This window comes from Methanosarcina barkeri MS (assembly GCF_000970025.1).
Taxonomy (GTDB): domain Archaea; phylum Halobacteriota; class Methanosarcinia; order Methanosarcinales; family Methanosarcinaceae; genus Methanosarcina; species Methanosarcina barkeri.
The window spans coordinates 3,295,672-3,314,042 of sequence record NZ_CP009528.1; the positions used below are offsets into that span (position 1 = coordinate 3,295,672).

The 18,371-nt window shown below is 40.0% G+C and carries 13 protein-coding genes and 1 pseudogene; 7 read left to right on the forward strand and 7 right to left on the reverse strand.

The genetic code is table 11. The features are described 5' to 3' along the window. Positions 1-218 precede the first annotated feature (218 nt). Positions 219-2,534, forward strand: coding sequence for a HEAT repeat domain-containing protein (locus MSBRM_RS13240; RefSeq protein WP_052712895.1), 2,316 nt, complete (start codon positions 219-221; stop codon positions 2,532-2,534). A 52-nt stretch (positions 2,535-2,586) separates the two neighbouring features. Here MSBRM_RS13240 and MSBRM_RS13245 read toward each other — a convergent pair. The 6 genes and pseudogenes from MSBRM_RS13245 to argC all read right to left on the reverse strand — a co-directional run. After that, a pseudogene (locus MSBRM_RS13245) lies at positions 2,587-3,426 on the reverse strand (DNA-3-methyladenine glycosylase family protein); the annotation flags it as partial. Further along, the gene (locus MSBRM_RS13250) at positions 3,416-4,852 is read right to left on the reverse strand and encodes an ADP-dependent glucokinase/phosphofructokinase (RefSeq protein WP_048155965.1); all 1,437 of its coding nucleotides are present in this window, start codon (positions 4,850-4,852) and stop codon (positions 3,416-3,418) included. The gene MSBRM_RS13250 and the pseudogene MSBRM_RS13245, both read right to left, overlap by 11 nt. Before the next feature lie 202 nt (positions 4,853-5,054). After that, on the reverse strand, positions 5,055-6,524 hold the full coding sequence (gene pfkC, locus MSBRM_RS13255) for an ADP-specific phosphofructokinase (RefSeq protein WP_048155968.1): 1,470 nt from the start codon (positions 6,522-6,524) through the stop codon (positions 5,055-5,057). Between the two features lie 335 nt (positions 6,525-6,859). Further along, the gene (argJ, locus tag MSBRM_RS13260) at positions 6,860-8,047 is read right to left on the reverse strand and encodes a bifunctional ornithine acetyltransferase/N-acetylglutamate synthase (protein ID WP_048121040.1); all 1,188 of its coding nucleotides are present in this window, start codon (positions 8,045-8,047) and stop codon (positions 6,860-6,862) included. Between the two features lie 19 nt (positions 8,048-8,066). Further along, positions 8,067-8,531 (reverse strand): CBS domain-containing protein, encoded by a 465-nt coding sequence (locus tag MSBRM_RS13265; RefSeq protein WP_048121041.1) that lies wholly within the window; start codon positions 8,529-8,531, stop codon positions 8,067-8,069. A gap of 77 nt (positions 8,532-8,608) precedes the next feature. After that, entirely contained in the window at positions 8,609-9,622 is a 1,014-nt protein-coding gene (argC, locus tag MSBRM_RS13270; protein ID WP_048121042.1) for an N-acetyl-gamma-glutamyl-phosphate reductase, read from the reverse strand. 766 nt (positions 9,623-10,388) lie between these two features. Between argC and MSBRM_RS13275 the strand changes: the two genes are divergently transcribed. Then, positions 10,389-10,811, forward strand: coding sequence for a nucleoside 2-deoxyribosyltransferase (locus MSBRM_RS13275; RefSeq protein WP_048121043.1), 423 nt, complete (start codon positions 10,389-10,391; stop codon positions 10,809-10,811). Between the two features lie 561 nt (positions 10,812-11,372). On the opposite strand, the gene MSBRM_RS13280 is transcribed toward MSBRM_RS13275, so the two are convergent. Further along, a complete protein-coding gene (locus tag MSBRM_RS13280; protein WP_176722079.1) occupies positions 11,373-12,140 on the reverse strand; it encodes a Dph6-related ATP pyrophosphatase in 768 nt (255 codons plus the stop codon). Positions 12,141-13,117: 977 nt separating this feature from the next. Between MSBRM_RS13280 and MSBRM_RS13285 the strand changes: the two genes are divergently transcribed. The 5 genes from MSBRM_RS13285 to MSBRM_RS13305 all read left to right on the forward strand — a co-directional run bounded on the left by MSBRM_RS13285 (position 13,118) and on the right by MSBRM_RS13305 (position 18,182). Beyond that, on the forward strand, positions 13,118-13,540 hold the full coding sequence (locus tag MSBRM_RS13285; RefSeq protein WP_048121044.1) for an N-acetyltransferase: 423 nt from the start codon (positions 13,118-13,120) through the stop codon (positions 13,538-13,540). Positions 13,541-14,057: 517 nt separating this feature from the next. Then, the gene (locus MSBRM_RS13290) at positions 14,058-15,611 is read left to right on the forward strand and encodes a class I SAM-dependent DNA methyltransferase (RefSeq protein WP_048121045.1); all 1,554 of its coding nucleotides are present in this window, start codon (positions 14,058-14,060) and stop codon (positions 15,609-15,611) included. Positions 15,612-15,918: 307 nt separating this feature from the next. Then, positions 15,919-16,158 carry an ATP-binding protein gene (locus MSBRM_RS13295; protein ID WP_048121047.1) on the forward strand — a complete coding sequence of 80 codons (240 nt, stop codon included), beginning with the start codon at positions 15,919-15,921 and terminating at the stop codon, positions 16,156-16,158. Beyond that, positions 16,159-16,587 carry a winged helix-turn-helix transcriptional regulator gene (locus tag MSBRM_RS13300; protein ID WP_048121049.1) on the forward strand — a complete coding sequence of 143 codons (429 nt, stop codon included), beginning with the start codon at positions 16,159-16,161 and terminating at the stop codon, positions 16,585-16,587. A 251-nt stretch (positions 16,588-16,838) separates the two neighbouring features. Beyond that, positions 16,839-18,182: a restriction endonuclease gene (locus MSBRM_RS13305; protein ID WP_048155970.1), complete on the forward strand. Its 1,344-nt coding sequence runs from the start codon at positions 16,839-16,841 to the stop codon at positions 18,180-18,182. Positions 18,183-18,371 lie beyond the last annotated feature (189 nt).

The window sequence follows — 18,371 nt, forward strand, 5'->3', positions numbered from 1 at the left end:
GGATGAAGGGATTTGCGGGTTGGAATATCAGGGTTTCAGGGTTTTTTTGAGGGAATGGACATAAATTCTTTATGGAAACTAAGTTGAGCTCAATTAACTGAGTTTATGCAAAGCAGATTTTTTCTGCAAAAATCTTTTTTAGCGAATCTTCAATCCCAAAAATCAAAAAGAAATCGTTTTAAGCTTGAAGTTTTATTGAAACTTATGGTGTTGGGCAGTTGATAGATCAAGAGAAGATTCACAAGCAATGCCTTAGCAAAAATCCAGAGGAACATATCAAGGCATTGCATAAGTTAAGAGATAATTTTTCATCACTGGTAGATAAACAACAGGCATGGAATGATTTGTACAATCTTGCCCGTGATGATAGTAATAAGAGATACGTAAGGCGCGATGCAATCTTTGCCATTAGCTCTGCGTATTCTGAGATGTCAAATAAAGAAAGAGCATGGAATGATTTGATTGAACTTGCCAATGATGAAGACGATTATGTGAGACACTATGCAGCTTCTGCCCTTAGCTCTTCTTTACCTAATACTTCAAATAAAGAACAATCTTGGAACGATTTAATAGGACTAACAAATGATGTAGACGGACATGTAAGAAGAGCTTTAGTCTCTACCCTTAGATTATCTTTTTCATATGTACCTAATAAAGAAAAGGCGTGGAACGATTTAATAGGACTAACAAATGATGTAGATGGATATGTAAGAAAAGCTGTAGCTTCTACACTTAGCTTTTCTTTTTTATATGTTCCGGATAAAGAGAAGGCATGGAACGATTTAATAGGACTAACAAATAATGCAGATTGGCGTGTGAGACAGACTGGAGCCTCTACCCTTGGTTTTGTTGGTTCTTATCTACCACACAAAGAAGAGGTTTGGAACAATTTAATTGAACTTACAAACGATAAAGATAGTGATGTTCGAAGGACTGCAACCTATGCTCTTGGCTATGCCTTTCCTTATGTATCAGATAAACAAAAAGTATGGAATGATCTACATGAGCTAACCAAGAATCAAGATAGTGGTGTGCGAAAGGGCATCGTTGATGTTCTCGGTTCTGTATTTTTTTGTATTCCTGATAAAAACCAAGTATGGAACGACTTACACAAACTCACCAATGATGAAAACAGCAATATTCGAGCTGGTGTCGCTTCATCCTTAGGTTCTGCGTTTGCCTATATTCCGGATAAAGAACAGGCATCGAATGATTTACATAGGCTAACCAATGATGAAGAGTGTAATGTGCGAAGTAATGTTGCCTATTCCCTTGGCTTTGTATTTCCTCATATTCCAAACAAACAAAAGGCATGGAACGACTTAATTATACTCAGTAAGGATAGCGATAAAATAACAAGAGAATCCGCAAATTATTCCCTTGGAAAAGTTTCCATATTCAAAGCATCCCAAGCCAAAGAAGATGATTACAGAAGAGAACTAGAAACAGCTATTAAGTTTTTTGAAAAAGCGGAGCCTGAATATGGATTATATAGACCATCACATTTTTGTCTCCCATTTTATCGTTCATTCTATTCTATTGTTTTCGGAAAACATGAATTAAAGAGAAAAATAGACGGGTATGTAGATAGAGATATTGAAGATGCTAAAAATGCAATTAAAGGTTCAAAGAGCAAGAAATTGCTTTTAGAAGCTGTTGAAAATCTTGCAAATGCATTAAAAGAGATCCAGAATCTGGAAAACATAGACTTAGAGGCAACAAAGTGCGAGCTCAATTTTTATAGAAAATATTGTGATCGTGCAGCAGAATTAATGAGAGATACTGAAGAGACAGCACCTTTTGCAACAATAACTCTGAGAAAAGGGTTGCCTATCCTAGATAGACACCTAAAAGAGCTTCTTGAAGAAATCCAAGAGAAAGCAAAAATCGCGTGCAAGGAATCGAAAGATACGGATGCAGAAGAAATTGCATGTGCTGTCAGTAAAGAAGTTCAGAAATGGGAAATTGGTAGTCAGGAAGAAATGACACAAAATATTGAAGGTTTGATCGAAACTTTCAGAATGAGAATGCCGCATATACCAGGCTACGAACATATATTTGAAGAAATCGAAGAAATACGAAATGTAAATGATCTTGCAAAACAATATGAGATAGTTTCGAGACTTGTAGGACTAATACCAATATTTAGCTCGATGCCAGATCAGGTAGTAAAAGATATCAAAACGATCAAAGAAGAAACAACTTCTATTTCAAACGAAATCAAATATTTACATATTTCAGTTGACAGATTAATAGAATCAGTAGATGAACTGCAAAATCCACAGGAATATCTGGATACTATTCAACAAAATCTGGAAGAGATTAAAAATGATATACCTGAAATGAAAGTAAAGATTGATGAAGTGCTCTACGAACTGTATTCTCCCTTGAGTACAACTCAAAAACTGAAGGTTGCCATTCCAATAATTCCATCACTTGTCTCTTACGAAATGGAAACAGATGTTCCAAAGCTTGTGGCTGACAAGATTGATGAATTAAAGAACTTAGTTTTGCGTTTTAAAAAGAGTAAATAATTAGATGGAACTCTATCCTCTTCAAATTTGAGGAAGAATTCTTCTACGAAACTCAATAAAGACTTACAAACCCTTCCATCCTTTTCTGATAATACAAATACTCCTGGGCATACCCGCAGTAGTGTCCAAAATATTCCCTTCCCCAGTCCCCCATACAGCTCATGTTTTTGCAGGTTTCAAAGTAACTGTCATCTATATGGTAATGCTGGATGATCTGCCTGATGTGGGTATCAACTGGAAAAGCTTCCATTTTATCAAAAGCGAAAAGAAGCACGCAGTCAGCAACTTTTTCCCCTATGCCCCTGAGCCTCATAAGGCGTTCCCGCGCATACCTGTACTCCAGGCGGAAAAGCACGTCAAGGTCCAGCTCGCCCGACGCAACTTCTTCGGCTGCGGCTATTATATTCTGGGTCCTGAAGCCCAGCTTACATTTGTCAAGCTCGGAGGGATCGACATTTGCAAGAGTTTCAGGGTCAGGAAAGCTGAAATATCCTGGCTCGATTTCTTGACCGAAAGACCGGCTGAGCAAGCAGATTCGTTTTTGGATTGTGGGAATGCTTGAGGCTGTAGAGAGCATATATGAAATAAGGCATTCCCAGGGGTCCTGCCTGATCAGCCGCAGGCCCCGATATTTGCGGATTGCTCTGTCGATCAGCAGATCCCGGTTTATGCTTTCGTAAATAGAAGGCAGGTTGTCGTTCAGGCGGAAATAACGAGTAAGAACCTCAGGCGAGAGTTTAGAATCAACAATCAATTGCCCGTGATCCTGCGAAAGCCGAATAACCTGGTCTCCAACAACGCCTGTCCACCAGTCTCCTTCTCGTTCCCATCGGAAGACCTGTCCGCAGTCAAGCGTATAATTGAGGTCAAAAAGTTCGGGTTTAAGCCTGTACGTTCAACTCAAGCCCCCTGAGAAAAGTCCCTGCTGTTAACGTATCTCCCAGCCCTACCGTGGTTACTGGAGATCTGGAAAGCATTGTAGGCAACATGCAAATAATATAGTTCCCCTTCAAAGTATAAGCCCCCTGCTCAAGAATATTTCCATTAAAAGCCTTAACGAAAGCTGCAATCTGTTCTCTTCCAAATGGACTCTCCTGAAGTTTCGAAGCTTCCTCTTCCACAAATTCCCGTCCTTCAAGCCTGCCTGAAGCTGCATACACGCCTGCACACCTGACTCCAAATTCCAGGGCTTCAAGCTTTTCTCGGGCTGCCCTCTGCAAAATTGAACTTTCTGATTCATCCATTTCAAATTCAGAAACTGCTCTGGAATTAAACTCACAATCAGTTTTAAACACAGCCAGCACAAATTCCCTGGTATGGATTATGAGCTTCTTAAGCCCGTGCCCTGATGCCAACCTGAAAGCCGCACTGGATATAGCATCTGCCTCCATACGCTGAAGTCTTTCTCCAGAGACGCCATGTAAATTAGAAAACACTGCAAGCTCGTCTTCATTCATTCCAAGGCTATCTGAAAGTTTTGCAAACTTCAGAAAGACAAAATTTGCAATTTCTTTACTTGCAAAATGTCCGAATTCCAGATGAATCTGAAGCTTATTGTTTCTGGTTTTCCAGCTTTTTAGCTGAGAGAAAGTATCATCAAGAATTGTCTTATAAGTACGGCCATCGGGATAGTTCTCAAGCAGGAGATGAAAACCCGATATAAGTACTCCATCAAGCTCGCAGGCGTGTTGGAGAGCATATTGCTCAAAAGCAGGGTTGACAAAAAGCCTGAGATTCAAATGATCGCAGGTAGCTATGAAGCGATTTTCCCTCGGGACCCGAACCTCTGTCCCATAAAGGGAAAATATCTCCCCCTCGGAGAAATCAAAGACGAAATGTATGGGTTCCTGGCTGCTGGAAAAAGCACCTTTATTTTCTTCAGGACTTTTCCTCTCGTTTTCCGTTATCTGCATGGAGGGTTCCGGAAAATAGATCGCTTTTTTTGAGAAGAGAGAAAGCTGTGTTTTAGAGGGCACTGCAACATTCGGTATTACCCTGGAAGCTCCCAACTGGGAAAGAGCATTTGCCATTATTCCTGCATTTCCGCCCATTCTTACAAGGGATTTCTCAAAATAGCGGCTATTAAGAAACTCGAAAACGGACTGATCAAAAACAAGCCACTCGGCTCCACATCCGTATTTCATACAGTAGGCAAGCCCTGCTACAAAATCCGATTCCGAAAAGATTTTTCCGGGGGGGTTCTCGATTTTGTCAAGAATTTCAGCCTCTTCGAAAGTTTCCAGCAGTTCCGAAATCTCGGCTCCACTAATTCGGTACACCGAATCTATATTGACATTATATCCGCAAAGTATATTCATCTAATCAGTTCCTGTATCCGTGAAATAGGAGGCGAGTGGAAGCAAATGGAAAGCAAATGGAAGGCGAACGGTACGAACGATAAGCTTATTGGAGGCAAATGGAAGGCAAATGAATGGAAAGAAAATGAATAGAAGATAAATGTACGACTTCGGATATCGGATAAGTACTTCGGATATCGGATAAGTCAAAGAGAATTTATTTTCATGCCTGTTCCTGCTTTATTCTTGCAAGCATGGCTGCAAAAGCTCCTGCCGAGATCGCATCGCCTATCCCGACTGTTGCTCTGGGCTTATCTACTACCTTGGAAGGAATTAAAACTGCATCATGATCAGGCCCATAGAGGTATCCGTATTCGAACTCCTCAGGGGTACAGAGTTTCTTCCCTACACAGTAAACCTTGAAGTTCTCCAAGTCTTCCAGGCCTTTACTAGAAACCGGGACCTCCAACCCTGCTTCTACGTCCTCAAGGTTCTCAATTTTTCCTTTAAGGGCTTTGGCACCGGCAAGAGTTGAGGAAAAGAGCAGGGCATCCCTATGTTCTTTAAGTGTAAGAGGATGGCCTTTTGCAAGGATACAGATGTAAAAGCCAAGAGAATGCACATGGACTCTTTCAAGTGACAGGTCCTTTAAAAGCTGAACAGCTCCATGGTAAAGCGAGGTAATCCCATTCTCTTCTTTTCTTATCACGGAATAAGAGAGTTCTTCATGCCCCAGGACGTTCAGAGCATTTGCCACTTCCACAGTATCAAGACCTAGGGAATGAACATTTTTGGCGACAATCTCAGTCAGGATAGCCTTTCTTATTACCCGGTTCTGAATAGATGTAAGTTCTACATGAACGCGGAGTTCAGGATTTAAAGCCTTGAGTTTCTCAATAGCTTTCACGGAATGCAAAACGTAGTCCTTATACGTAGACCCATCCTCGTATTGCTCTTTTATCATCTGATAACCTGAAAGCATTGCCCCGTCAATCGGAAAAAGTGAGTCAAGGTGCTCATAGATTTCCCTGTCCATGTCAAGGCGGATCCATTTCGGGCGGGAGGAAATTATAAGACGGTTATCTCTCGGAATCTGGAATTTGCTTCCACCGCAGGTTACGTCCATGCCTTTGGAATACTCAAAGATCCAGTTGACTTTTGATTCTATTCCGGGTTTGAAGGCTTCCAGTGGGGGTTTAAGTACAACCTTTCCATCTTCTACCTTAGGGTGCAGAAGATTGTCAGAAGCCACAAAATATTCTGCCTGTTCTTCAGAAAGCCAGGGGATATATGCTATGACTTTTTTTATTTCTAGACGAGAGAGAAGATTAGAAATTATTCCTGCCTGGCCGCCCATGCGTGCATAGTCAAAACCCAGATTATCTTTCAGCCATTCATGAATATCTGAGGTATGGGTAGGAATTTCAGCAGCTTTTCCTTCTCGCATGGAAATCAGCAGGCGAGCCATGAAATCCAGAGGCTCTTTTATTTCTCTCGGGTATGTTTCAACTCTTGCCTGAACGTCAGCTTCGTTAAAAAGCCCCATAAGCATGGACAGTTCTTTGTCTGTAAGGTGTTTGATAGCATCAATATTACTGTTGTAAGCTACAAACATACCATCCAGATAAGGAAGTGCTTTTTTGACATTGTAAACAGCATCTTTGTAGCGTTGTTCCCATTCTTGTATATCCACTTAACAAACCCCCTGGAAATATAGATATAAACCTGAAATAATTTTCAGGAATTAGGAGAAACCAGGATTTTTCCCGAAGTAATTTTGCTTAAATTTCGAATTAATCCGAGTTACATATTTTATTTCCTGTTACCTGTTTTTCAGCCTGTACATCAATTCTGTAGTCAGTCCTGTATTTTCATTCAGTCAGTCCTGTATTTTCAGTCTTACTTTTTCAAGCTGGTTTTTTCAGTCCTGTTTTTTCAGTCCTGTATTGCAATAAGTAATATACTGGCTTTAAGCTGTGTTCAATATTGTATTAAGTATCCAACACTGCATTAAACTATGTTTCACCATCAGGTAGTATATTCGGCGTTAATCCTGACATAGTCATAGGTCAGGTCGCAACCCCAGGCTGTTGCCTGTTCCTCTCCCAGATTGAGATCAAGGGTAATGACAATTTCTTCATTTGCCATTATTTTTTTCAAAAGTTTGAGATCCGAAGAACTGGAAATCTCGCCGGAATTTACAAGTTCAACCACTTCTCCTCCTCCTGAGAAAGAAAGGGAAAGCAGTTCCTGTTCAAGTTCGGCACCTGAATAGCCTGCGGCGGCTACAACCCTTCCCCAGTTTGGGTCCTTTCCAAAAATTGCTGACTTAACCAGAGGAGAACGTACAATTGCCTTTGCAGCAAATTTAGCGTCCTCATGTGTTTTTGCGCCCACTACCCTAGCTTCAATAAGTTTTGTAGCTCCTTCTCCGTCTTTTGCCATTTTCTTTGCAAGCTCGGTGAAGACATAAATCAGCCCCTCCTCAAAGTCATCCAGACAATCCATACAGGGCTTGACTCCAGACTTGCAGGTGGAAGTAAGGAGTACCATGTCGTTTGTGCTTGTGTCCCCATCCACCACAACCATATTGAAAGTTTTATCCACTGCTATTCTGAGAGCAGCATCCAGTACGTCGGCAGGCACTTTCGCATCGGTATATGCAAAACAGAGCATAGTTCCCATATTGGGCTCGATCATCCCCGAACCTTTGGCAATTGCTCCGATCCTGATCCCGCAGTCCATCTCAATAGCTACTTCTTTTATGACTCTATCCGTGGTCATCATTGCTTTTGCAGCTTCACGACTGCACTCAGGAGAACTGCCCAGCCCATTGAGAACTTCAGGAAGATGTTCCGTGATTAAGGAGACATCAAGCCTTCTGCCAATTACTCCTGTCGAGGCAACTGCAACCGTGTCAGCTTCAAGACCAAGATTCTGGGCAAGTACGGATGCCATCTCCATAGCATCCAGAAAGCCGTCATCACCTGTAAAGGCATTAGCGTTTCCGCTATTTACAATTAATCCCGAAAGACGGTGATGAGTATCAATTACTCCCTTACTAAGAGTAACCGGAGCTGCCGTGACCTTATTTTTTGTAAAAACGCCTGCTGCCGGCCCCTCTGCAAGAATAACAGTCAATCCCAGTTTTCCGGCTTTAATCCCGTTTGCAGATACGCCCTTTACTGCACAGATTCCACCTTCGATTTCCTTCATGAAAGACTCTCCTTTTTCCTCAGAGCTTTGCAAGACCTTTGATAATATCACCGCGAGTAATGATCCCCACCACGCGGTTGTCTTCAGTTACAGGAAGCCTGTTGATCCTGTGCCTTATCATATGCTCGGATGCCTCTTCAATAGATGCCTCGGAAGAGATCGTGTGCACATCCCTTATCATAATCTCTTCTATCTTTGTGGAACCCACATCAGAGAGCATATTCTTTGTTTCCTCCCAGCCAAGGAGTTCCCTGATAGGAACCTCTATAACCTCAAAGGGGCTTGGAAGCCAGAGTTCCCCCTTTTCGGGGAGTATCAGCAGTTTTAACAAGTCCGCTTCGCTTATGATTCCCACAAGCTCCTCACCTTCAAGGACAGGTGCTCCACTTATATCGTTTTCCTTCAGGATTCTTGCCGCTTCCCGGACTGTATCATCAGGCTTACAGAAAACAACGTTCGGGTTCATGACATCTTTTACCTTCATCTGACTATACCCCTTGAGACAAATTTTATTCTTTAATTTAATCCGTCACCAGTTATATTTTCTTGCTTTGGCTATGCTTACGGAGCCGCAGCAGGCATCCAGAGCCCAGATTTCTCGTCCAGCCCGAACATAAGGTTCATATTCTGAATAGCCTGCCCTGATGCGCCTTTGACCAGGTTATCGATTGCCGAGAGGACAACAACCCTGTTATTTTCTTTATCAGCTTCAAAGCTTATATCGCAGAAGTTAGAACCTCTGACTGCGGTTAGGGAGGGAACTCCTGAAGGGAACCTTATAAACGGCCTGTCCCTGTAAAATTCCTCGTAAATCGTCTTTAAGTCGTCCGCGGAGAGAGGTTCCTTTGTAAAGAGGTGAGCAGTTGTAAAGATCCCCCTGATAGATGGAATTACGTGGGGAGTGAAATTGATGTTCCTAAGCTTTCCTTCAAGCCCTGTCAGTTCCTGGACAATTTCAGCCTTATGCCTGTGAGCTGTAAGTTTGTATGGGATGATATTTTCCGCCAGGTTTGGATAATGTGAGTTTTGAGTGGGCGAGATCCCTGCTCCTGAGATTCCTGTCTTGGAATCAAAAACCGCAATATCGAGAAGTCCAGCTGCTGCAAGTGGTGCTGCTGCAAGGATTGAACCTGTAGGAAAACATCCTGGATTTGCCACGAAATTCTCTTTTGCAACTTCGGGGTGGAGCTCTACAAGCCCGTAAACAGCATTCCTTGGGTCACTATGCTTTATCCCGTAGATTTTCTCAAATTCCGAGGTTTCAAGCCTATAGTCTGCGCTAAGGTCAACAACCTTAGTGTTGCCATCAAGCAGTTCAGGTACATAGTTCATGGCAGATCCGTGAGGTACTGCAAGAAAGACTACGTCACAACGCTCCCTGATATCTTCAGAATCAGGATTTTCATAATTGAGGTCGAGAAAACCTTCAAGATGCTTATGAGTGCTCGTTACGGGCTTCCCTGCAAGACTTCGGGAAGTTGCCAGCTCCAGCTTAACATTTGGGTGGTTAACGAGCAAGCGCAGGAGTTCTCCTCCCGTATATCCCGAAGCTCCTATTATTCCAGCCTTAATCATAAGTGTCACTGCCTGTGTAATACTAATACAAGATAATTAAATTTGTTATTGGAAAAAACAAATATAAAATCTGTTTCTATTATTAATTGATGTTACGAGATCTGCTCGAAAAGCTGGCTCCGGCTGCAGAGCCATACCTTTTTCTTCTTAAATACAGTTTTTCAAAGTATATATCAGCTTGTAATCGATATCAGTAGATATTCTGTTCATAATTGAATAATAAAGGGAATTAGATATGATCTCTCGAAATCGAATTAGAAAGTGAGTTAGTAGATATGTTGAGTTAGATATGTTGAGTTAGATATGTTGAGTTAGATATGCTTGTTCATAAACAGATCTCAAAGGAAATCTACTTGATAATTGAGAATTTTTCCTGAAAGCTTCTGCCTTGAGTCCAAACCTACTGCTGATTGCTTACTTTCGTAAAGGACCAGAAGTTTACTTTCCGCGGCTCAGAGCATCTAGCTAGAAGCTGCTTAATCATAAGGAAGTCTTATAAAGGAAACTCCCCAAATTTGTCAGTAAATTAAATTGTGAAGGTTTTCTTTCATTATTCTATAGAGAACGATTCATATAATTTTAAATCAGTAAGACTTAAATTTTTTAATATATAAATATATTCCAGATGAGAATTGCTAAGGCACTTAGCGCCGGAAACAGAAAGTTCACAGATAGTTCACAGGTAAATGATTTTATCTTTGGAGAATCTTTTACTATATAGGAAAATTTGCTATATACCCCTTAAAGTTTCAGGAAGAAAAAAATCATGAACAAGAAGAAGAAAATCTATCTTGCAGGCCCCCTCTTCAGTCATGCAGAACTCGAATATAACCGTAGATTGAGAGATTTGCTTCTCAGTAAAGGCTTTTCGGTTTTTTTGCCCCAGGAAGACGCAGAGGATACCATAGACGAACGCGAAAAACTGAACCAAGAATGTATTTTCAATAAATGTGTAGAAGGTGTAGACGGTTCTGACATTGTAGTTGCAGTCCTTGATGGTGTGGATGTAGATTCAGGAACTGCCTGGGAGATAGGCTACGCTTATGCAAAGGAAAAGCCTGTTATCGGGGTTCGAACCGACTTTCGTTCTCTCTCCGACGGGATTGTTAACCTTATGGTAGAAATGGCTATAGTCTCCCTTGCAAAGAATGAAGACGAACTGCTGAAAATAATAGAAAAATTCAGGTAACTAGCACCGGCTTCTAACTGTTTCTATTCCTTAAATTTTTGATTCTGGACTATTTTTGGTTCTAGACTATTTTTGGTTCTAGACTATTTTTGGTTCTAGACTATTTTTGAGTCTGGACTATTTTTGAGTCTGGACTTTTGAGTCTGGACTTTTGAGTCTGGACTTTTGAGTCTGGACTATTTTTGGTCCTAGCCTTTCTTTGGTCCCAACTTTCCTTTGCTCAGAACTACTTTTGACCCAAATTGCTTTTCCCGTTCACCAAAATATACTCTTGAAGACAAAATCCAGATAACATATAAGGAGTTGTACTGGCGCACTTCGTTGCTTGCATGGATCTGTTCACGCCACCGCTTTAAATATGGGGTTTAAAGAAATTATTAATGATTAGAGTTTCAGTTTAATAACTTGAAGACACAACCAACTATCGGTTTCCTTAGATTAGTTATATTTTTGCGGTTGAGGGCATATGTAATACGAACAAAAAAGATAGGTTCCGAAGTAAAATAGGCATGATTAAAGATGAAGCCAAATATGCAGGTTTTGAAAATCTGATGTACAGGCTTATTTTTTCTCGACATTGAACTTTGAGATCTCCAGGAACCAATAGCCTCCTCTTAAGACCATTTCACTCTCCATGACCTTTATTTTGTTTTTGAACAACGGGCCGTCGGTAACAAAAGTATGGAACTCCCCGTTTTCACCACACGGATCGATTGAAGGATTGTGATTTTTCAGGTCGCGTATGAAATTTTCATTGATCTTTCGGCCCAGCCACTCTTTCCCTAGCAAATCGGCTTTGACGCTGAGCAAGATCGCCTCAAACCCAGAATCTATGAGGTCATTTATGATCTGTTCGGAATTCCTCTGCCAGAGAGGCATTATTAACTCGAGGCCCAGTTCCCCACAGATCCTGTCTACAAGGTTTTTGTGTGTGTCAATATGCCCAAAAACAGCCCCATCTATTTTCTCCCCGCTATCCCTTAAATTACGGACCACTTTTTTGAACTCCTGTTCATATGAAACAAAGTCTTTATGGATAAGAGGAATTCCAAGCGCCTCAGCTTGTGCATAAACCAGGTCAGGACTGATGTCATGGGAGCCACGCCTCTGAATTTCCCTGAAGTTCAGAAGATGGGAGACCTCAAAACCTTTTGAGATTGCCCTGTAACATGCGAAACAACCGTCCTTTCCTCCGGTCCACGAAACAACCACCCTGCCTTTATCGATCTTGCTTTCATCGATTTTGCTTTCATCGATCTCGCTTTCATCGATCTCGCTTTCATCGATCTCGCTTTCATCGTTCTTAATCGAAGTTGGATTGGTACTCATCTCCCATATACATGCACAATTCGAAAAAAAAGATTTTGTTTTTTACTGGCCTTCTGCATGAGTAGTCCTCAAAATCTCCCTGAAGCCAGGCTTCTTTCCGTAAATCAGCAAATAAGCTATTGAAGAGTCGATCGGCTTGAAAGCACGATAATTCGTGGGCAGAGACAAAGAGGATGAAGAGGAGTTATAAAGATGACCTATATAATAATGAAGTGGAAAACCTTCTCTTCGTAATTAAATATGTAATTACATCAAATTGCAATTAATTGAGAAAAGATCAATTGCAGAAGCTAAAATCTATAACGATTATTAAGTAAAAAAATTTTAATATAGTATGCCTGACATAGTAACTACTGGAGGTTAAAATAGTGACCTTTGTGAACGGCTATACTTTTAGAAAAGTGAAAACTTCACATGGGCCTGATATGTACGTCTCCAGATATGGGAAGCTGGTAAAGATCGTGCCATTCAGTCCACAGGTGGAGTTCTCTGAAAAATACACCAGTGACTTGATCCACCAAATCGAGTCAGTGGAGTGAAATAATAGCAAGTTTTTCCGACTTTTTCTTTTTGATTCGGACTTATTTTTGTGAAAGCTTTTTTTCAGGCCGAGGCTCTTTCGGTCTGGCATTTTTTAGACTACTTTTACTATATATATAGCTTGTGCTTTTTATAATTTTTTATACACAGTTGTTACGCTCAGAAATTTTCAGGGATTTTCAGGAATTTTCAAGGACTTTCAGGGACTTTCAGTTTAGAATACCTGATTTATGAAAGCATTTGTTAACTTTACATAGGTAAAAGAAACCTTAACAAATAGAAAGCAGGTAAAATAATCTTCAATTACAGGGAAAAGCATAAATGTTAGAAATTATAGGGAAACCATTAAGTTGATCATGGAATAAGAAAAATCGATGAATGACCAATATAAAGGAAAGTCGATGAATTGCTCCAAAATATAAAGGAAAGTTGATGAATTGATTAGAAGCTACAGGAAAACAGATCTTGAAGAGATGGTAAAGATCTGGTACGAAGCCTCAGTTATTGCACATTTCTTTATCCCTGCCTCGTTCTGGGCTTCGCAAAAGAACGCAATGAAGGAGGAGTACCTTCCACTCGCCGAAAACTTTGTTTTTGAGGAAGAAGGGCAGATTTCAGGATTCATCTCCCTTGTTGGGAAACATGTCTGCGCCCTTTTCGTTGCGCCGGAAATGCAGGGTCGAGGAATTGGCAGAGCTCTTTTAGAATATGCAAAAACCCTGAAAGGGAGGCTCTCTCTCAAAGTTTACAGAGAAAACGAGAGTGCCTTTCACTTTTATGAAAAGTGTGGGTTTGTGGCGACTGGTGAAGAGATTGATGAGTATACAGGTTGTGCGCAGATCTTGATGGAATGGAAATAAAATCAGGTAAATTCAAAAATAGAAAGGATCTGTTGACGGGCTGGAGATTTAAACACGTTATTTTGAGGAACTGAGGGATTTTAATGCATTCTGACAGTGGGAACCATAAAAAAGCTGAAATAAAAAACTATGGGACTTACTAACTCATCTTACTAACTCATCTTACTAACTCATCTTACTAACTCATCTTACTAACTCATCTTACTAACTCATCTTACTAACTCATCTTACCAACTCATCTTACTAACTCATCTTACTAACTCTTCTTACTAACTCTTCTTACTAACTCTTCTTACTAACTCTTCTTACTAACTCTTCTTACTAACTCTTCTTACTAACTCTTCTTACTAACTCATCTGACTAACTCATCTGACTAACTCATCTGACTAACTCATCTGACTAACTCTTATTCTTAGCAAAATATTGCTATTGACAGAAAATAGCGATCAACACTTAAATCAATAATTCTATCCAGTATGCAAACTATCCTGAGTTACTGTTTAAGTGTTGAGAATCCATGACAAAAAATACAGCAGGCTCAAACGGCGCAAATCTAGGTTTTGAAGAAAAACTCTGGCAGGCGGCGGATAAACTCCGAAACAATATGGACGCAGCAGAGTATAAACATGTAGTACTTGGCCTTATTTTCCTGAAATACATCTCGGATGCTTTTGAGGAGATGCACGAAAAACTTCAATTGGAAGTTGAGGAAGGAGCAGACCCGGAAGATCCGGAAGAATATCTAGCAGAGAATGTTTTCTGGGTGCCTTCCGAAGCCCGCTGGAACCATCTGGAGAGAAGTGCAAAGCAGCCTAATATTGGGAAAATTGTAGACGAAGCCATGGCTGCAATTGAGCGGGACAATAATACTCTAAAAGGCGTGCTTCCAAAGAACTACGCAAGGGAAGGACTTGACAAGCAGCGCCTGGGTGAGTTGATTGATCTTGTAGGCACAATCGGCCTTGGGGATAAGGAAAGCCGAAGTAAAGACGTGCTTGGCCGAGTTTATGAGTATTTCCTCGGCAGGTTTGCAGATGCAGAGGGCAAGCGCGGCGGCCAGTTCTATACCCCGAGAAGTATAGTAAGAGTTCTTGTTGAGATGATTGAACCTTATCGAGGACGAATTTATGACCCATGCTGCGGTTCGGGTGGAATGTTTGTCCAGAGCGAGAAATTTATTGAAGCGCACGAAGGCCGTCTTGAAAATATTTCTATTTTCGGTCAGGAATCAAACCAGACTACCTGGCGACTCTGCAAAATGAACCTTGCTATCCGAGGTATAGACAACGATGGCATTAAATGGGGTGATTCTTTTCATAATGACCTGCACAAAGACCTGAAAGCCGATTTCATCCTTTCAAATCCTCCTTTTAACGATTCGGACTGGAAAGGCGAACTTCTTTCCGAAGATGTCCGCTGGAAATTTGGAGTACCACCAAAAGGCAATGCCAATTTCGCCTGGGTTCAACACTATATCCACCACCTTTCCCCAACTGGAATTGCAGGCTTTGTGCTTGCAAACGGCTCCATGTCTTCAAATACCTCTGGTGAGGGTGAAATCCGGAAAAATATCATTGAACAGGACCTTGTAGACTGTATGATCGCACTTCCGGGTCAGCTTTTCTACAATACTGGAATCCCAGCCTGCCTATGGTTCATTGCCCGAGATAAGCAAAACAGCGGTTTCCGCGACCGGAGCGGCGAGGTCCTATTTATTGACGCCCGGAATATGGGAGTTTTACGGGACCGTACCCACCGCGAACTTACTGACGAAGAAATCCAGAGAATTGCGGGTACCTACCATGCCTGGCGTGGAGAAAAGATTGAAAGCGGGGAGTATGAAGACATCCCTGGCTTCTGTAAGGCTGCAACTGTTGATGAAATTAAGAAACACGATTATATACTTACTCCTGGCCGTTACGTAGGTTTTGAAGAGACCGAAGATGATGATGAGGAATTTGAAGAGAAAATGAGAAAATTGACTGTAGAACTTTCGGAGCAGTTCAAGAAATCAGAGGAGCTGGAGACGAAAATTAAGGAGAATCTGGCAGGGCTTGGGTATGAACTCTGACTTCCGGCTGAAAGAATCCGAGACTCTTGGCTTAAACTGGTTTAAAATTGATAAAAAGGGTAAAAGTAGGCAGATAAAAAGTAGGCAGATAAGTAGTCTGAAAGACTGGAAGATGGTCACAGGTTTAAAAATTCGGAACAAATTTGGATGAAAAACAGAATGGGTTAGTATTATGGATCAGAAGAAGCTGCTGGAAAAACTGGAAGAGCTTGAGTGGGAAGACTTCGAAGTAAAAGAAGCAAGAAATTCTATTCCAAAGTTATGAATCCGGGCCATCTCCCAAAAGACCTGGAATCAATTATGAAAGATGAAAGAAGATTTCTCTATGCCCAGAAATCCCACAATAGCAAGAATCTTTCGAGCCATAAAACTCTCTGAGAATGCTGGCTCTGGATTTGATAAAATGTTTACCGGCTGGAAAGTCCATTACGGAGTGGAACCAATAGTTTCTGGAGGCATCGATTTCTACAAGATAGAGTTCCCATTGAGTCAAGAAGAAACTACCAAAAAGACTACCAAAAAGACTACTCAAATGATAATTGAATAAATGGTTTCCGAGCGAAGAAATGAACTGCTTGCTGAAACTCTACATGAAATCCATTTGATCGAAAAATGGGGCAGAGGCATCAGCCTTATACTTTATAAAGAGCCTGAAACCGATTTTAAAGAGGTAGGGACTCAGTTTATTGTCACATTTAAGAGAAAACAGATGGAAGCAGAAGAAAAAGCCGGGGAAAAGGAAGTAACTGGGAAAACAACTAAGGAGAAAACTAGGGAGAAAACTAGGGAGAAAACTAGGGAGAAAATCATTTTCCTGATTAAAGAAAATCCTTCTATAACTACAAAAGAACTGACCGAAAAATTGGATATTACTGACAAAGGCGTCGAATGGCAAATTAAAAACTTGAAGGATGAGAAAATTCTCAAAAGGGTAGGCCCTACTAAAGGCGGCCACTGGGAAATTCTTGAGAAATGAAATTCTGACCCGTACAACCGTATTACCTTATTGGGTCGTTCTTGTCACGCTCGACGAAGGAGAGCGGCCTTTCCGATAATATCATAAAAGAAGAAACAGCAGAACTAAACGCCAGCCTGCTAGATACGAAATGCAAAAGGTCTTTACAAGTTGATTAAATTTGTAACATAAGATATTTATTTATAATTTATATTGAACTTGTGTACCCCTATTGACAGAGAGCCTTACTAAATATAGTCTAAGATGAGAGAATGAATCAAGAACTTATACTTAAGAATATAAATGGTTTTGAATTTGAAGAACTTGTAGCAGATATCTTTAGGAAGAAGGGATTTAAAAACGTAGTAGTCACACCACGTACAAACGACGGTGGAAAAGATATCATAATGGATGAAGTTTCTCCTTCTGGAGAAATTATTAAAGCTGTAGTGGAGTGTAAGCATCATAAAACTGGGATAGGAAGACCTGTAGTTCAAAAATTACATTCTGCTGTATCTACCTTAGAATACTCTGGCAAGAAAAAAGGGTATATTGTATCTTCCAGTACTTTTACTGATACTGCTGTTGATTATGTAGAAAAAGTAAACAAACAATCAAACAATTTGGTATTAGAACTAATTGATGGTAAGAAATTAAAAGAAATTGCATGTGATTTAGGTGTAAATTTAAAAAATGGTGTTATAGAAGCAATCAGTAATAAAAGCGTATCTTATTCTTCAGAATCATTTATTAAAACAAACACTTTAGAGTCTAACTTTAACAATGTTAATAATATAAACAAAGATCAAGTTTCAGTTGAAGGTTTAAAAACCACATTTCATCCAATTTATTACATCAATTATAATATAGATTCTCAATGTGCCACCTCTGTAGGAGTTATACATGAAGAATCAGGAAACGAACAGTTAATAATTGATGGTAGAACCGGCAATGAATTGAAAAACGAACTTGAGAATTTTCTTTTAAATGATATAAACAATGAAAAAGAAATTACAAATGGCAGTTGTTTACAAGATAAATTAGATTTTCAAAAAAATGAAAATGAGTTGAAAAATCAAGCAATTTCAGAAATCATTAATTCACGCACAAAAAACGTTACTTATAAAGGAAAAAATAATGTTACTTACAACAAAAAATGTACTCCAAGACCCAAAGATATTACTATCCATGACTGTAGATCATTGTATTATCCTGAATGGACTTTAAACATCAAAGCTAAACAAAAAAACTATATTGTATCATTTTTAGAATCGGCTGGAGACTTTATTACATTAAGAAACGATACAAAAGTTTGTCAAATCTGCAATCATAAAATTGAGAAAAATAGATGGTATTGCACATATTGTGGGTCTATCATTTGTAAAAAACACCTTAAAGTAACAAGACTTAAAAAAGCAAGGATTTGCACCAATTGCTCGATAACTAAAAGTTTTTTTGGCGCTAAAAAATATTTTGAGTCAAATGAGGAACTCGAAACTTTCAATAATTACTATGCATCGTTGCCTCTGTATAAAAAAATGTGGGAAAATACTTACCTTGTATTTGCTATTGTATTCATAATTATAATTGGACTTTATTTTTTGTTTTTGAATTAACAAAAATTTTTAAAAATTAAACTTATTTAATAATAGAGCTCATCCAAAACCGATTTATTTTCAAATTAAAAGGTATCACAGTCAATTCATTCCCGGTAACACTATCTTAGGATCAGCTCAACAAAAATAATATGGAGAAGAGCAATTGGCCTCTGAAACAAAATTCAAAGAAACCGAGATTGGGATGAT

Bases quoted from the DNA above. Each gene is read 5' to 3' on its own strand.
- MSBRM_RS13250 (WP_048155965.1), bottom strand. From the start codon at position 4,852: ATGAATATACTTTGCGGATATAATGTCAATATAGATTCGGTGTACCGA.
- argJ (WP_048121040.1), bottom strand. From the start codon at position 8,047: ATGAAGGAAATCGAAGGTGGAATCTGTGCAGTAAAGGGCGTATCTGCA.
- MSBRM_RS13265 (WP_048121041.1), bottom strand. From the start codon at position 8,531: ATGAAGGTAAAAGATGTCATGAACCCGAACGTTGTTTTCTGTAAGCCT.
- argC (WP_048121042.1), bottom strand. From the start codon at position 9,622: ATGATTAAGGCTGGAATAATAGGAGCTTCGGGATATACGGGAGGAGAA.
- MSBRM_RS13275 (WP_048121043.1), top strand. From the start codon at position 10,389: ATGAACAAGAAGAAGAAAATCTATCTTGCAGGCCCCCTCTTCAGTCAT.
- MSBRM_RS13280 (WP_176722079.1), bottom strand. From the start codon at position 12,140: ATGAGTACCAATCCAACTTCGATTAAGAACGATGAAAGCGAGATCGAT.
- MSBRM_RS13290 (WP_048121045.1), top strand. From the start codon at position 14,058: ATGACAAAAAATACAGCAGGCTCAAACGGCGCAAATCTAGGTTTTGAA.
- MSBRM_RS13295 (WP_048121047.1), top strand. From the start codon at position 15,919: ATGAAAGAAGATTTCTCTATGCCCAGAAATCCCACAATAGCAAGAATC.
- MSBRM_RS13300 (WP_048121049.1), top strand. From the start codon at position 16,159: ATGGTTTCCGAGCGAAGAAATGAACTGCTTGCTGAAACTCTACATGAA.
- MSBRM_RS13305 (WP_048155970.1), top strand. From the start codon at position 16,839: ATGAATCAAGAACTTATACTTAAGAATATAAATGGTTTTGAATTTGAA.